The sequence below is a fragment of the Streptomyces durhamensis genome (assembly GCF_000725475.1).
Taxonomy (GTDB): Bacteria; Actinomycetota; Actinomycetes; order Streptomycetales; family Streptomycetaceae; genus Streptomyces; species Streptomyces filipinensis.
Window position 1 is genome coordinate 1 of sequence record NZ_JNXR01000090.1, and the last position, 647, is coordinate 647.

General features: G+C 67.1%; 1 protein-coding gene. It reads left to right on the forward strand.

Annotation, left to right across the window (positions count from 1 at the left end; genetic code table 11):
- A partial coding sequence (gene hisD, locus IO33_RS0141895; RefSeq protein WP_031174324.1) for a histidinol dehydrogenase occupies positions 1-647 on the forward strand: 647 nt, incomplete at both ends.

Sequence of the window (647 nt, forward strand, 5' to 3'; positions counted from 1 at the left end):
GGAGAGTGCATGCCGACCAGCGCCGCACCGATGTGACAACTGAGGTCAGTCCAGGTGGAACGGTGACCGAGCGCTGGATCCCGGTGAGTCGCGTGGGTCTGTACGTGCCCGGCGGCAACGCCGTGTACCCGTCCAGCGTCGTGATGAACGTGGTGCCTGCCCAGGAAGCCGGCGTCGACACCCTGGTGGTCAGTTCCCCGCCTCAGGCACAGTTCGGCGGTAGGCCACACCCGACCATCTTGGCGGCGTGCGCGCTCCTCGGGGTCACCGAGGTGTGGGCGGTGGGCGGCGCGCAGGCGGTGGCATTGCTCACCTACGGCGGCACCGACACCGATGGCACCGACCTCGAGCCGGTCGACCTCATCACCGGCCCCGGCAACATCTACGTCACCGCCGCAAAACGGTTGTGCCGCAGCGTTGTCGGGATCGACTCGGAGGCAGGCCCCACCGAGATCGCGATCCTCGCGGACGATTCGGCGAACCCGGTCAATGTGGCCGCCGATCTCATCAGTCAGGCCGAGCACGATGTGATGGCTGCGTCCGTTCTGGTCACCGACAGCACGGTTTTGGCCGATGCCGTGGAGGCCGAACTCGAAGTACAGATCGAGCGCACCACACACAGCGAACGGGTACGCACCGCGCTGAGC